The sequence below is a fragment of the Parapedobacter tibetensis genome (assembly GCF_024704835.1).
Taxonomy (GTDB): Bacteria; Bacteroidota; Bacteroidia; order Sphingobacteriales; family Sphingobacteriaceae; genus Parapedobacter; species Parapedobacter tibetensis.
In genome coordinates, this window is the sequence record NZ_JAMXBE010000002.1 from 44311 (window position 1) to 58921 (window position 14611).

Below are 14611 nucleotides of genomic sequence, written 5' to 3' on the forward strand. Positions count from 1 at the left end.
TCCACCGCCTTTGATCCAGCAGGTTTTAAATTACTTTTCTCTATATTTACGAAAACATTCCTAGTCGATTATTGTTCTTTCGGTCAATAGGATGTTGACTGTTTGACAGGATAGACTTAATGATATACCTTATTGCCTATTATGAAACCGATTTGGAAATGGATGATTGGTATTGTTGCGTGCTTGCTGGTTATTGTGGCCGCAGGGGGCTGGTATCTGAGCAGGCATTGGAAGCCGATTTTGGAAACCCGGCTCAGGCAAGCCGTCGTAAACGCCACGGATAGCCTTTACCAAATTCATTACGACGAGGTCGATTTTAATGTAGTCACAGGCAATGCCTCCATTACAAACCTACAATTGATACCCGACACCCAGGTGTATGCAAGGCGGGTGCTTGAAGAGCGAGCACCGGACAATATCTACAACATCATGATCGCAGACCTACGGATTAGGCAGTTCCATCCCCGTCGTATCCTTAGGGAACGTAAGCTCCATATCAATGACATCATCATTGACACCCCCTCCATCCATGTGATGAATGAATATCATGCATATAACCATACGGCAGCGAAAAGCCAAGATTCGCTGATGCTTTATCAACGCATATCCAATATGCTGAATGAGGTGAGCGTGGAAAACATCCAGTTTAATGATATCCAGTTCAAGTTTTCCATGAAAACAGACAGCGTTGTGAAAGAACTGGCCCTTCGCAACATCAACCTAACGTTACGCGATATCCTCATCGACTCACTTTCACAGGTTGATACCTCCCGGTTGTATTATGCCCGGGGAATTGACTTGGATATGCCTGGATTCCGGCATGAAACAGCCGATAGCTTCTACTATGTGAGTTTCGATCGCCTTCAGGTGGCCACTGCCGAAAGGGAAGTCGTGCTTACAGGCTTGAAGTATGCGCCCAGAATGAACCGGTCCGAATTCTACCGGCGGAAGAAAGAGGCGAAGGATATGGCCATCATTTCCTTGCCCCACATCCGTTTTGAACATATCGACTTGCACCGATTTGTGAACAGCCAAAAAATTTATGCCGGAAGCCTGCATATCGACAGTGGTACGGTAGCCATATCAAATGACTTGCGGTATCCTAAGCGACTTACGAACAAAATCGGCAAGTCGCCACATCAACTGCTGCTGAAGTTGAAGCAGCACCTAAAGATAGATTCCGTACTTATAGATGGCGTAGACGTTAGCTATGCCGAGATAAGCAAAAAACATAAGAAAGAAGGAAAAATAACTTTTGACCGTGTAAATGGCATTATCCGTAATGTGACTAATGATAGCTCGGCCCTCATCCAAAACAATACGATGGAGGCCGATTTGACCACCTATGTTATGAATACGGGGAAACTAACTACGGTATTTGCATTCGATATGCTGGACAAACATGGGGCATTTACCTATCGGGGACGCCTCGGCCCGATGAATGGGAAACCGTTCAACCAGATCATGACACCGCTGCTCAATGCCGAGATAGCCAGTGCAAACATTGAGGGGCTCCATTTTGATGTGAAGGCCGATGATCATCGTGCTAGGGGTTCGCTACAGTTTGATTATAACAAGATGAAGCTCAACCTGATTGCCAGCGACAATAGCAAGCAAAGGTCGTCCATGAAGGTGGCTTCTTTTTTGACCAACAGCTTTATCATCAATGATAGTAATCCCGATGCCAACGGGAAGTACCACACGGGAAGGATTAATTACGCGCGTCCGCATACTTATTCATTTTTCAAAACACTTACGCAGAGCCTATTACAAGGAATTAAGGAGTGTGCAGGAATCAGCGAAGAGCGAGAACGACGCCTGATGAATACCGCCGAAGAAGCGAAGAAAGCATCCGAGAAGACGGAAGGCTTCTTTAAGCGGGTGTTTGGTAAAAAGAAAAAGAAAGATTAGCAGGTTTGTTGAGTCGTTTATGCGCTGATTCGAGCAAAAAGCCTCAAAAAAATTCCTCATAACCCTAATTTAAGCAGAAAATACCAAGGCCCCACCTCCATCTTAACACCTTCGATTGTGAATGAACAGTAAACCGAATATGTGGATAACGTTAGCTAAATATTAATTAATGGTGCCTGAAAGCTACTATGGGTACGAATCGGTTGTTGATAAATAGGGTCTGAAAGGTGGAAAACTTGTTAATAAAATAAATCATTTTTTTCTTGCAATATAAGCGTTTTGTTGCTACCTTAGTCAATGTCAAGTACGAAGTTCTTTGAATCGCCCAACTAAGTGTCCACAAACGAAGCAGTGTCGAAAGGCAACTATTTCAGGATAGCTTTTAGCGATGGATTGGCTCTAGAAGGTTTCATATCGGACGGAGATTTGTCAGAACACCTTGAAAAAAAGGGAACTGTCCCAATCAAAACATACGCTTCGGGGTTGTACGTGGCTGCTTACTCTACGGAGAAGCGGCAAACGGCAAATGTATTACGAAATGTGAAGCTTTCACCGGAATAGCATTAAACGGATACCGGCAAAGATACAAGACTTGATACCTTGATTACAGCCACGGTTGTAATTAAGGTTAAAACGGAGAATTCAAATCGAAAGAGGCGGTTCTCCGTTTTTTTATTTCAAAGCTGCAGGTCGGCCCAGACAGGAAAATGATCCGATAATTTCTCCTTGATGATTTGATAATGGTGTATTTTGAATTCCTTGCTGGCCAGGATGTAATCAATTTGGAAATTGGGAAAATCTCCATTATAGGTCACCCCCCAGCCTCTTCCCTTCTCGCGGAAAGCATTCTGTAAGCCAGAAGACACCTTGTTTACCGCGTATGATAATGGCGTGTCGTTGAAATCTCCTGCAATAATGTAAGGGGTTTTGCATTCATCCGTATGAGATCGTAGCGCTTCGGCCTGCGCACTGCGGGCCCCAAATGCATGTTTCAATCGTGATCCAATACGTTTAGTGGAGGCGGCATCCTTTTCGATGGTTTTTGTTGGGCGCTTGATAAAATCATAATCTTCCTGTTGAAACCCAAACGATCGCAAATGGACATTATATACCCTGAAAATCTTCCCTTTCTTGTCAATATCAGCATAAATAATCCGGTTTACCCCATGTTCATGGGCAGGCAAGTCGCCCGAAGAAACAATGGGATACCGGGAAAAAATGGCCAGACCGTAGGCTTCATAATCGTTTTGGGCGGTGGGAAGGATGACATGATGAGGTAACCCCACGTTTTCCTTGAACGCTGCAGACATCTTATGCTCGCCTTTTTGCCGAGTATAGTATTCTTGTATACATACCACATCAGGAGAAGTGCCATCAATAAGTTTCATGATTTTCTCCTTAATGGTAAGGTCCATGTTTTCCTGCTCAAAGGCCCTGAAAAGATGTACGTTGTAAGTGAGCAAACGGATATATGCCGTGTCTGGCGTGGCCACGATTGCCTCAGGCACCCTGCTATTGAATCCAATATGTTTATTAAGGGAGCCCCATCCAAGCACAATGGCTATAAAAGAAATACCGGCATAGCGAACACGCCGTATGAGCCAGTACGCAATAAATAGGCAATTGGCGACCAGCAAGGGTAAATAAGCTATTCCCAGGAAGGCAAAGGGCCAGAAGGTTTTCGGGTTGATGATCGGGGCCAGGTAACTCAACACTAACCCAGCGGCAGCAAAAAGATTGACGAATAAGATGGATTTACTGACGATGCTCAGTCGTTTTATGCGCCACGATTTCCTTCTTACCATTAGTATTCATTTTGGCCTTGTTTGCTGGCCTTAAACAAGGCTTCTTTTTCGGCTTTTGTAAGGCTTTCATAGCCGGATTGCGAGATTTTGTCCAAAATGCGATCGATGACCTCTTGGTTTGGTACCAAAGGCTCTTCCTGCGTTGGGGTATCGTTGCGCACTACACGGAGTTTGCGCTTCTTGCGTTGCCGTAAAATAAGACTCCAATCGTTCCCGTTTTGTAGCTGTTTGATATAAACGACACCAAGGAGTGCCCCGCCAATGTGTGCAATGCTCCCTCCCGCATTGAGCCCAGCGATAGCCAGTACGTCAATCACGATAAATGCCAATGCCAGGTATTTCAGCTTCACGTTGCCAAAAAAGAGCATTCGGATGGAATAATCCGGTAATAGGGTAGCTGTTGCGAAAACGACGGCACTTACGCTGGCAGATGAGCCAATTAGCACGGTACGATAAGCGTCGGCCTTGAACACAGGGATTAAATTATACGCCAATAGGTACAAAAGCCCACCTACAAGCCCGCCGGCGAGGTAAACAAAAATAAACTGCCTTTTTTTGAGGAAATCGAGGAAAATGATACCCAGCCAAAAAAGCCAAAGCATATTGAAAAGAAGATGGAAGAATCCCTGTTGGGTAAACATATAGGTGACGATGGTCCATGGTTTATATAACCAGGATGACACCGAAGCAGGAAGTTGCAGCCAAGCGGATAGGTAGGCAGACAAGGGCATATCGGTAACCCCCAATGCCGTAACCAACGAAAGGGCGTTTACCACCACAAACACTAAAATGTTGATGGCGATAAACAGGTAGAGTGGGTTTCCCGAATGGAAAGCCTTATGCCATAAATCGCTAAATAATGACGTTTTCATCGCTATCCTCCCTGTGCTACTTGCTGATAACCGTTGCTAATATAGCAAAAAATGATTTTGAATCATTTACCTATGATAAGAAAGAAAAAAAATACCGATCCTTTACCAGTAATTCGGGCGCTTGATTCCCCACAGTTTGATCAGTAAAAATCCAAATAGGGCGCCACCGAGATGTGCGAAATGCGCAATGGAAGAACCCGTACGTGATACACCCAGAAACAGTTCGATGAGAATCATCACCGGGATGAAATACTTGGCTTTTATGGGTACCGGCAAAAAGATGAGCATTAACGGTGTATTGGGGAATAAGAAACCGAAAGCAATCAATAAGCCATAGATAGCCCCCGAAGCGCCTACCATGGGTGTATTATAAACAGATACCAGTTTGTTAAAGTCTTCTTGAGTCAATGATGGATGGTTGCCATAAACCATGCCTTCAAGCATATCAAAGCGCAGCCATTGGCTGGCGGATATCGTGCCGGTAATCTGATAAACCTCAAGGGCTTGTACGCCAAACTGCAACACAAGGGCACCAAGGCCGGTAATGAGGTAGTAGTTGATGAATCGTTTGGCACCTAAAACCTGCTCCAATATAGGCCCAAACATAAATAGGGCAAACATATTGAAAAAGATATGTGCAAACCCACCATGCATAAACATGTAGGTGATGATCTGCCATATTTTAAAAAAGGGTGAATCTGGGTAATATACACCGAAAAATCGGGTAGCCTGATCGAAGATCATGGTGCCCAAAAAGCAGATAATATTGATGATAAGCAGATTTTTGACCACCGGAGGTAGGCCTGTAAAAGGGGATGATGTGTTATTGTACATATCGTTTCAATTCAAATTAGCGCGCAAACCGCTCAGACAGTTCTTGCAATGTAAAAGTAAGGATTACGGGTTTGCCATTCAATGACACATTGGGCGATTCGCAAGCAAACAGATGGTCTATCAGTTCGGCCATATCCGATGTAGACAAGGCGGTTCCCGGTCTGATAGCTGCGTGCCGCGCTAAGCTCCTGGCCAATTTCTCACGCTTTGGAAGCTTCAATTCAGACTGGTTATTTTTATAATCTTCGAGCAACTGTTCCAGGATTTGCCGTTCACTCACTCCGGACGTGATGTCTGCCGGGATACCTTCTACCACAAACGTGTGCTTCCCAAACTCCCTGATTTGGAAACCCAAGGCTTGTATATCGGGAAGCAGGTCTTTTATCAGCTGGAAATCCGAGCCGTTGAGCGTTACCGTCTGTGGGAAAAGGCTTTGCTGGCTGGCGCCTTGTCGATTTTCCAACTGTTGGCGGAACTGCTCGAATAAGATGCGTTCGTGTGCGGCCTGCTGGTCTATGAGGATAAATCCAGAATGGATTTGCGACACGATGTAACGATTATGCAGTTGGAAGGGCAGTTTGGCGGTCGACTGCTGTTGCGCGGGAGGCAAATCGGACTCATCACCATGGAGGCCTAATTGCGTGCTTTCAACCTTTTGCGTGATTTGGTACAGGGTGTCCCAATTTTGGGGGATGCCTTCCTGCCCTATGCGTGGGGTCTGCGAGGCTTGTTTCCCGCCGCTCGATTTCCCACTGTCAAACGGATTGAAATCGGGATTGAATTTGACCGAGGGCGGTGTGATTTCTTCCAACGGTTTATGACTAATCATTTGGCTGAAGCCTGTCTCTTGGTTGAAATCAAGCGTAGGCGTAATGTTATACCTGCCCAATGAACGTTTTACAGCCGATCGGATAATGGCATAAATGGCGCGTTCATCTTCATATTTAATTTCCGTTTTCGTGGGATGCACATTGATATCGATCTTCGCGGGATCAATCTCAATGAATAGGACGTAAAGAGGGAAGCTTTCGGGGGGTAAAATGTCTTCATAGGCCTTGAGGACCGCATGGTTGAGGTAAGGGTCTTTCACAAAGCGATTGTTCACGAAAAAGAACTGTTCACCCCGGGTCTTTTTGGCGTATTCGGGTTTACCGATGAAACCCTTGAGGTTGATGATGGTCGTTTCTTCCTCCACCGGAACCAGCCGTTGGTTGTAGCTATTGCCAAAAACACGGACAATACGCTGCTTGAGGCTTTCCTCGGGTAAGTGGAACAATTCATGGCCATCGCTATGGAGGCTGAAAAAGATCTGAGGATGTGCCAATACCACCCGCTGGAATTCATCGACGATATGGCGTATTTCCACTGGGTTGCTTTTGAGGAAATTACGCCTGGCGGGGATGTTGTAGAACAGGTTTTTGATACTGATGCTTGAGCCAGCCGGTAGTGCTGTGGGTTCCTGCTGCACGACGGCTGAGCCTTCAATTTCTATCAATGTCCCCAATTCATCTTCTACCCGCCGTGTCTTGAGCTCCACATGGGCAATGGCCGCTATGGACGCCAGCGCTTCGCCCCGGAAGCCCATCGTGCGGATGGCAAATAAATCTTCGGCCTTCCTTATTTTGGAAGTGGCATGGCGTTCGAAGCAACGTCTGGCATCGGTTACACTCATGCCGCATCCGTTGTCTATTACCTGTATCAGTGATTTTCCGGCGTCTTTGACAATCAGTTTTATCTTGTCTGCACCGGCATCTATCGCATTTTCAATCAATTCCTTCACTGCTGATGCCGGGCGTTGTACCACTTCTCCCGCAGCAATCTGATTGGCCACGGCATCCGGTAACAATTGGATAATATCTGACATATAATTGCGAAGTTACGAAATCATCCCCACTCCCCGCATTTCCATTTTAAGGAAACGTGCCGTTTGGTTGTTCTTGCAATTAATAAGATCCTCTGGCGTGCCACTGAAAAGGATTTGCCCGCCTCCGGCACCTCCTTCTGGGCCGAGGTCGACCACCCAATCTGCTACTTTAATGACATCGAGGTTATGCTCGATGATCAACACGGTATTCCCTCGATCTACCAAACGGTTGAGTACGCCGAGCAACACATTCACATCTTCGAAATGGAGACCTGTAGTGGGCTCATCAAGGATATAGAAGGTCTTGCCTGTGTCTTTCTTGGAAAGCTCCGTCGCTAGTTTTACGCGTTGCGCTTCCCCACCAGAGAGGGTTACAGAAGACTGACCCAGGGTGAGGTAACCTAACCCCACATCCTGCAGGGTCTTGATTTTGCGGTAGATGGATGGGATATTCTCAAAGAAGGCTACGGCGTCATCAATACTCATATCCAGGACATCACTGATGGACTTTCCACGGTAACGTACCTCCAATGTTTCTCGGTTATAGCGCTTGCCGTTGCAGGTCTCACAGGGTACCTGCACATCTGGCAGAAAGTTCATTTCAATGACCTTCATGCCCCCACCTTGGCAGGTCTCGCAGCGTCCCCCCTTTACATTGAAGGAAAATCGTCCGGGCTTATAACCCCTAATCTTGGATTCGGGCAACTGTACGAACAAGGCACGGATGTCCGAAAACACACCCGTATAGGTGGATGGGTTGGATCGTGGCGTACGGCCAATGGGGCTTTGGTCAATCTCGATGACTTTATCTATATGCTCCAGCCCTTCTATTTTCTTATAGGGCAACGGTGTTTTCTTAGCCCGGAAGAAATGATGATTCAGGATCGGGTATAGGGTCTCTGTGATGAGGCTCGACTTGCCACTGCCCGATACACCGGTTACCAGGATGAGTTTGCCCAAGGGAAGTTCAGTGGTAACGTTGCTGAGGTTATTGCCTGATGCTCCCGAAAGACGTAGGGTATGGCCATTTCCGGCCCTGCGTTTCTCCGGGAGATGGATCTCTTTCGCGCCATTAAGGTATGCGGCCGTAAGCGTGTTGGACGCCTTCAGTTGTTCGGGTCTGCCTTGTGCGACCACGAGCCCGCCATGGGCACCGGCTGCTGGTCCCATGTCTATCACATAGTCGGCATTGAGGATCATATCCTTATCGTGCTCTACCACGAGTATGGAATTGCCAATGTCGCGGAGGTTTTTAAGGGCCTTGATGAGCCGCTCATTATCGCGCTGGTGCAGCCCGATGCTGGGTTCATCAAGGATATACAACACGTTGACAAGTTGCGAGCCGATTTGGGTGGCCAAGCGGATACGCTGTGCCTCTCCTCCCGAAAGCGTTCTGGCTGTGCGATCAAGTGTCAGGTAATTGAGCCCCACATCCAGCAGGAAACCCAGCCGCGCTCGTATTTCTTTCAGGATTTCAATGGCAATGATGCGCTGTCTTTCATTAAGACGCTGTTCGACGTCATCAAACCATGCCGCAAGCGAAGAGATGTCCATCGCGGCCAATTCATGGATGTTTTTATCGGCTATCTTGAAATGGAGGGATTCTTTTTTGAGCCGGGCGCCTTGACAAGTCGGGCAAATCCTTTTGGCGCGATATTCATCGAGGCTTTGTCCATTTACTCCCTGGCGCTCGTTTTGGTCTTCGAGCATTTTGAAAAGGCCTTCGAACGTTATCTTGTAGTCCTTGGTATTCCAGCTGCTGTAGGTGACAGGTACCGTTACGGTATCTTCTACTCCGTTAAGGAGGGCATTGAGTTGTTCCGTGGTGAGTTTTTCAATGGGAGTGGACAACGAAAAATCGAGTTTCTTGGCTACGGCCTTCAGCACTTGGAAGTTCCAAGTCTCGCGGTATTCGCCCAATGGCGCCAGCCCTCCTTTCATGATGCTGAGCTTGGCGTCGGGAATGACAACGTTGCGGTCTATTTCGTAGACATAACCCAGCCCGTCACACTGTTCGCAAGCGCCATATGGCGAGTTGAAGGAAAATGTGTTGGGCTGAGGTTCATCATAGGAAATGCCCGATTCCGCATCCATCAGGTAGCGGCTATAGAAATATTCGTTGTTGGCCTTGTCGCTAACCTTGATAATACCTTTTGCGGCTTTCATGGCTTGCATGACCGAGGTGAATAGCCGCTTGCGGTCATTTTCGGACACAAGGAGCCGGTCTATAACCATCTCGATATCGTGGATCTTATAGCGGTCGACCTGCATCTTGGGTACAATATCCAATAATTCGCCATCCACCCGCACTTTTACATAACCTTGTTTACGGATTTGCTCAAACAGCTCACGGTAATGACCTTTGCGGCCCTTAACCACGGGAGCCAGCACATTGATGGCTTGTCCATCAAATTGCTTGATGATGCGGTCTACCACTTGGTCTTCCGACATGCGTTCCATCCTTTTGCCGGTTACATAGGAATACGCTTCACCGGCCCGGGCAAAGAGCAGGCGCATGAAATCGTACACTTCGGTGATGGTACCCACGGTAGACCGTGGGTTTTTGCTGGTAGTTTTCTGCTCGATGGAAATGACGGGACTGAGCCCCGAGATCTTATCGACATCCGGGCGTTCCATGCCACCCAGAAACTGGCGGCTGTAGGCACTGAATGTTTCCATGTATCGGCGCTGACCTTCGGCATAGATGGTGTCAAATGCCAATGATGATTTTCCACTGCCGCTCAATCCCGTGATGACGACCAGCTCATTGCGGGGGAAACTTACATCAATGTTTTTGAGGTTGTGTACACGCGCGCCGAATACTTCTACTTCGCTTTGCTCGCCCAGATCGGGCGTGGATTGTTTAGTCATTTACCCCTTGTATCAATAAATGCAAACTTAGATAAATTCGCTTTCATATGCAATTTAATCGCGTTGCATATAAAAGCGAATTTATCGATCTCTCCTCTGCCGTTGGGAGACAACTTTTATAGAGGAAATATACGGAAATAGTATGGATAGTTTCACGCAGGGTGCACGACAAAACGCAACATGCTGTTTAAAAATGTTCACGCAGAGCTCACAAAGGCGCTCCGCTTTCTCGCTAAGACCGCTAAGGAATGGGCTTGGCGCACTTTGCGTGAAACCTGCTAGCTGTTGTGCACCAAACGATCAGCATAGATGATAAATCTTGGCGGTATGTCTCGATTATTCCTACCTTAGTCTCTTTAAAAGGCACTATCGTGAAAAAATTGGATATCAGCAAACAAGAGAAGGAAACATTGGATGATGCGATATCTCATTGGCGGGAGCACGACCTGATTGATGATGAACTGGCAAAGCAATTGACGGATTCATATGAGTTGAAAGGCTTTGATTGGAAACGATTGGCCCAGTATTCTTTTTGGATTGCGCTCTCTTGTGTGGTGCTTGCTTTTCTTTCCTTATTTGTTGACGAGATGGTGCTTCGGTGGATCGAGAAGCTCTATGATACACCTGATGTGGTCATTGCTATTTTTTGTTTGGTATTGGCCATTCTATGCTATTATTGGGGATTCAAACATAAACGGAAATATCCCAATAAAACATTCAGCAATGAAGCATTGATGCTGTTGGGTGTATTCGCTACCGCCACCTTCATTGGTTATCTCGGTAAAATCATCGATAAAGGATCTGGGCATTTTTCCTTATTGTTTCTTGCCTCGGTGATCGTATATGGCATCTTGTCGGTCAAGCTTTCTTCCAAGCTCATTTGGGTGTTCACATTAGTCAGTTTCGGGATATGGTTTGCCACGGAGACAGCTTACCATAGCAATTGGGGATTTCGTTTCTGGGGAATGAATTATCCGCTACGCTTTACGCTTTTTGGGGCATTGCTTACGGCCTTTGCCTTATTTTGGCAGCATCGGTTCAAGCCCATTAAGCCTTTCCAGCAACTCAGTTACATCATTGGGCTCACCTATTTAATGGTAGCGCTTTGGCTGTTGTCTATTTTTGGCAATTACAGCGATATGGATAAGTGGAGTGATGTGCGGCAATGGCGGATTTTCTACTGGGGGCTGTTGTCTACAGCGGTGTCTTTGGGGTTTGCTTGGTATGGATTGAAACGTGTGGACCACATCGCTCGGGAATTTGGGATTATCTTTTTGATCATCAATGTGTATACCCGTTTCTTTGAGTATTTATGGGACAATATCAACCGGGCTGTGTTTTTTCTGTTGCTTGCGGGATCCTTTTGGTATATCGGCCGTTGGGCGGAGCGGATATGGAGTGGGAGAGATGAAAAGAAAACCTCATAGGTTTACTGCTAGCATGATGGGCACTATGTAAGCCTATGAGGTTTTAACACCGTTACTGTTTCACAAACTGTACGCTTGCTTGGATTTTGACATCGTCGCCTACGACTACGGAGCCAGCTTCTGTCACGGCGTTCCAGGTAAGGCCAAATTCCTTGCGATTAATTTTACCTGATACGTCAAATCCTGCTTTATAGTTGCCATAGGAATCAGTTGCTGTACCACCAAATTCCACATTGAATTTAACGGGTTTAGTGGTTTCGCCAATGGTCAGATCGCCATGTAGTATAAACTCGTCATCTCCTTTCTCCTCAACGGAAGTGGAGGCAAAGGTGATTTTGGGGTATTTATCCGCATTGAAGAAATCAGCCGATTTCAAGTGTTCATCACGTTGTGGCTGGTTGGTATCAATGCTGGATGTGTCAATGTTGAAGCTGATCTTACCCGTCGTGAAGTCTGTTTCGTTTGCTGTCTTTACCGTTCCATCAAATGTGCGAAAATGTCCGGTAACCGTTGAAATTACCAAATGTTTTACTTTAAATACGACCTCTGAATGGGTAGGGTCTAAATTCCAAGTAGTTGCCATAGCTTATCGTTTTTAGTGTTTTACAAAAGTAAAAGTAAATATTTGAACACGCATTGAACTAGGTTAAGTTATGCTTAAATAAAAAAAAGTCGCAACAGCATGACCATTACGGCTTAAATTAGATAACAATAAGAAAATGGGATTGTTTAGTCGATTTGGATATCGTAGGTGATGTCTACTCCTCCCGCAGCCAACATATCATGTACGGAACAGTATTTTTTTACAGCCAGTTCTGCGGCTTTTTCCGCTTTGGCTTTATCGATGTTTCCTTTGAGATAAAATGTGATATGGATGGTCGTAAAAATATGAGGTGTTTCTTCCCGCCGCTGGCCCTCCACATCGATGTTGACATCGTCAATTTGCTGGCGTTGCTTTTTGAGGATGCTCACCAAGTCTAGTGCGCTGCATGAGCCAAGGGCCATAAGCACCAGCTCCATTGGGCGTGCACCCAAACCTTCGCCTCCAATATCCGGCGAGCCATCAATATGTATCTTTGCCGTTGTGCTGCTGCTGACACCCTCAAAATGTACGGCATCATTGGTTCTATAAAGGGATATTTTCATCACAATAAATCGTTTATTCAACTACTTGCTAATGCCTGTGTAATATCATTGACAATGTCCTCCACATCCTCTAGTCCTACGGATATCCGGATGCTTCCAGGTTGTATACCCAATTGCAGGCGTTCGTCATCCGTCAGTTTGGAATGGGTAGTAGAGGACGGATGCGTGGCAATGGTGCGTGAATCCCCCAGATTGGAGGTAATCCGTATCATCTTCAGGGCGTCTAAAAACCGTTTGGCCCGTTCGAACCCTCCTTTGATGACAAAGGTGACAATACCGCCGCCTGCTTTCATCTGCTTTTTAGCCAATTCATATTGCGGGTGTGATGGAAGGAACGGATAGCGTACCTCTTGCACTTGGGCGTGTTGTTCCAATGTTTGTGCCACATGGAGCGCATTGCTGCAATGGCGATCCATCCGCAGACCAAGGGTTTCCAAGCTTTTGGAAATGACCCAGGCATTGAAAGGAGCCATAGATGGACCGGTATGGCGGATGAAAAACATTAACTCATCGATTAGCTCTTTTTTGCCTACCACTACACCGCCTAATACACGACCCTGTCCATCCATGTATTTGGTGGCCGAATGACTTACCAGGTCAAAGCCATAGCGAATGGGTTTTTGCAAATAGGGCGTAGCAAAACAATTGTCGACATTGAGGATGATATTGGGGTATTTTTCCTTGAATTTACCCAACCATTCCAAATCCACCAATTCCAGCCCGGGGTTTGATGGAGTTTCTAGAAAAATCATCCGCGTATTGGGCTGGATGGCTTTTTCCCAGTCATCCGGCTTGGATGCATCCACATAGGTGGTGGTGATGCCCCAACGTGGGAGCAATTTGGTGAATAGCTGGTGAGTGGATCCGAAAATTGCCCGGCAGGATACGATGTGGTCGCCGCTTTGGAGCAGCGCCGCAAATGAAGCGAAGACAGCAGCCATCCCCGAAGAAAAGGCAAGTCCAGCCTCAGCACCTTCCATGGCGCAAATCTTGTTGATAAATTCCGTGGTATTGGGGTTGGAATATCGCGAATACACGTTGCCTTCTTCCTCCTCAGCGAATATGGCACGCCCCTGTTCGGCATTATCAAAGACAAAGCTGGAAGTAAGGTATAAGGGTACTGCATGTTCGCGATATGGAGAGCGGTCTGCCTGCTCCCGAATGGCCTTTGTCTGTTCGTTCATGTCCGATTTTAATTGGACAAATTTAGCCAAAGTTGCGGGGATATGCAAATTAGCTTGATTACGGCAGGGTTAAAATGCTTTGGAAGAATTTAACCCTTCCTTTTATCCATCACCTATTTTTTCGTTCCCGCATTTGGTGATCCAACGAATATGGTCCTGACCCGATCACAAAGAAAACGACGAGCAGTGTAAGCACAATAATGGAAATCCATAATTCTGAATTGAGGAAGGTAAGTCCCCGTGTAATGTTTACGAAAAAGACGGCCCCAAATAAAATGGGTAGCTGAAAACCGATTGCTACACGGGTGATCAGACCAATGGCAATCAGTATGCCACCCACTAGATGAGAGAAGGCAATATAGTGCACTGCTCCCCATGTGTAAATGATGTGGGTTTCTTCGATTAGCCGCCTCAGTGACGTTGTATCGGCAAGGAATGTCACCCCTTTGAGAAAAATAATTATCCCTAATGCAATGCGGAGCACATCTAACCACCGGGGATGGTGGGTGTCGCCCCAATATTCGATTCTTTGGATGAGTTTCATGACTGGACCTCCTTTCAGATTAAACCGGCATTTGAATAAACTAAAGTTAGGGAACTTAAAATGAAATTCCAAACGGCGAGGTCAAAAGAGGGGATAACATATTAGCGGCATCTTATTGCCGATTGCTTTGTAACAAAAAAGCCTGCTTTTTGA

Annotated in this window: 11 protein-coding genes; 2 read left to right on the top strand and 9 right to left on the bottom strand. The window is 46.3% G+C overall.

Going from position 1 to position 14611, the window contains the following annotated elements; translation table 11 throughout:
• The first annotated feature begins 141 nt into the window (after window positions 1–141).
• On the top strand, window positions 142–1911 hold the full coding sequence (locus tag NF543_RS02880) for a hypothetical protein (protein WP_257666595.1): 1770 nt from the start codon (window positions 142–144) through the stop codon (window positions 1909–1911).
• 677 nt (window positions 1912–2588) lie between these two features.
• Here NF543_RS02880 and NF543_RS02885 read toward each other — a convergent pair.
• The 5 genes from NF543_RS02885 to uvrA form a co-directional block, all read right to left on the bottom strand.
• On the bottom strand, window positions 2589–3716 hold the full coding sequence (locus tag NF543_RS02885; protein WP_257666596.1) for an endonuclease/exonuclease/phosphatase family protein: 1128 nt from the start codon (window positions 3714–3716) through the stop codon (window positions 2589–2591).
• Window positions 3716–4588: a rhomboid family intramembrane serine protease gene (locus NF543_RS02890; protein WP_257666597.1), complete on the bottom strand. Its 873-nt coding sequence runs from the start codon at window positions 4586–4588 to the stop codon at window positions 3716–3718. Before NF543_RS02890 ends, NF543_RS02885 begins: the two co-directional genes overlap by 1 nt.
• Before the next feature lie 102 nt (window positions 4589–4690).
• Window positions 4691–5422 carry a rhomboid family intramembrane serine protease gene (locus NF543_RS02895; RefSeq protein ID WP_257666598.1) on the bottom strand — a complete coding sequence of 244 codons (732 nt, stop codon included), beginning with the start codon at window positions 5420–5422 and terminating at the stop codon, window positions 4691–4693.
• Window positions 5423–5438: 16 nt separating this feature from the next.
• Window positions 5439–7286 carry a DNA mismatch repair endonuclease MutL gene (mutL, locus tag NF543_RS02900; RefSeq protein ID WP_257666599.1) on the bottom strand — a complete coding sequence of 616 codons (1848 nt, stop codon included), beginning with the start codon at window positions 7284–7286 and terminating at the stop codon, window positions 5439–5441.
• A 12-nt stretch (window positions 7287–7298) separates the two neighbouring features.
• Window positions 7299–10157 (bottom strand): excinuclease ABC subunit UvrA, encoded by a 2859-nt coding sequence (gene uvrA, locus NF543_RS02905; RefSeq protein ID WP_257666600.1) that lies wholly within the window; start codon window positions 10155–10157, stop codon window positions 7299–7301.
• Window positions 10158–10528: 371 nt separating this feature from the next.
• Between uvrA and NF543_RS02910 the strand changes: the two genes are divergently transcribed.
• The gene (locus NF543_RS02910; RefSeq protein ID WP_257666601.1) at window positions 10529–11584 is read left to right on the top strand and encodes a DUF2157 domain-containing protein; all 1056 of its coding nucleotides are present in this window, start codon (window positions 10529–10531) and stop codon (window positions 11582–11584) included.
• 52 nt (window positions 11585–11636) lie between these two features.
• Here NF543_RS02910 and NF543_RS02915 read toward each other — a convergent pair whose 3' ends face one another.
• The 4 genes from NF543_RS02915 to NF543_RS02930 all read right to left on the bottom strand — a co-directional run bounded on the left by NF543_RS02915 (window position 11637) and on the right by NF543_RS02930 (window position 14458).
• Window positions 11637–12167, bottom strand: a complete 531-nt coding sequence (locus tag NF543_RS02915; protein WP_257666602.1) for a YceI family protein — start codon at window positions 12165–12167, stop codon at window positions 11637–11639.
• Window positions 12168–12313: 146 nt separating this feature from the next.
• The gene (locus NF543_RS02920) at window positions 12314–12730 is read right to left on the bottom strand and encodes an OsmC family protein (protein WP_257666603.1); all 417 of its coding nucleotides are present in this window, start codon (window positions 12728–12730) and stop codon (window positions 12314–12316) included.
• Window positions 12731–12747: 17 nt separating this feature from the next.
• Window positions 12748–13914 (bottom strand): trans-sulfuration enzyme family protein, encoded by a 1167-nt coding sequence (locus tag NF543_RS02925; RefSeq protein WP_257666604.1) that lies wholly within the window; start codon window positions 13912–13914, stop codon window positions 12748–12750.
• 109 nt (window positions 13915–14023) lie between these two features.
• Window positions 14024–14458 carry a DoxX family protein gene (locus NF543_RS02930; RefSeq protein WP_257666605.1) on the bottom strand — a complete coding sequence of 145 codons (435 nt, stop codon included), beginning with the start codon at window positions 14456–14458 and terminating at the stop codon, window positions 14024–14026.
• Between the last annotated feature and the right edge of the window lie 153 nt (window positions 14459–14611).

Excerpts from the sequence above, each read along its gene's own strand:
- uvrA (WP_257666600.1), bottom strand. The coding sequence starts at position 10,157 with ATGACTAAACAATCCACGCCCGATCTGGGCGAGCAAAGCGAAGTAGAA.
- NF543_RS02925 (WP_257666604.1), bottom strand. The coding sequence starts at position 13,914 with ATGAACGAACAGACAAAGGCCATTCGGGAGCAGGCAGACCGCTCTCCA.
- NF543_RS02930 (WP_257666605.1), bottom strand. The coding sequence starts at position 14,458 with ATGAAACTCATCCAAAGAATCGAATATTGGGGCGACACCCACCATCCC.
- NF543_RS02880 (WP_257666595.1), top strand. The coding sequence starts at position 142 with ATGAAACCGATTTGGAAATGGATGATTGGTATTGTTGCGTGCTTGCTG.
- NF543_RS02915 (WP_257666602.1), bottom strand. The coding sequence starts at position 12,167 with ATGGCAACTACTTGGAATTTAGACCCTACCCATTCAGAGGTCGTATTT.
- NF543_RS02890 (WP_257666597.1), bottom strand. The coding sequence starts at position 4,588 with ATGAAAACGTCATTATTTAGCGATTTATGGCATAAGGCTTTCCATTCG.
- NF543_RS02895 (WP_257666598.1), bottom strand. The coding sequence starts at position 5,422 with ATGTACAATAACACATCATCCCCTTTTACAGGCCTACCTCCGGTGGTC.
- NF543_RS02885 (WP_257666596.1), bottom strand. The coding sequence starts at position 3,716 with ATGGTAAGAAGGAAATCGTGGCGCATAAAACGACTGAGCATCGTCAGT.
- NF543_RS02920 (WP_257666603.1), bottom strand. The coding sequence starts at position 12,730 with ATGAAAATATCCCTTTATAGAACCAATGATGCCGTACATTTTGAGGGT.
- mutL (WP_257666599.1), bottom strand. The coding sequence starts at position 7,286 with ATGTCAGATATTATCCAATTGTTACCGGATGCCGTGGCCAATCAGATT.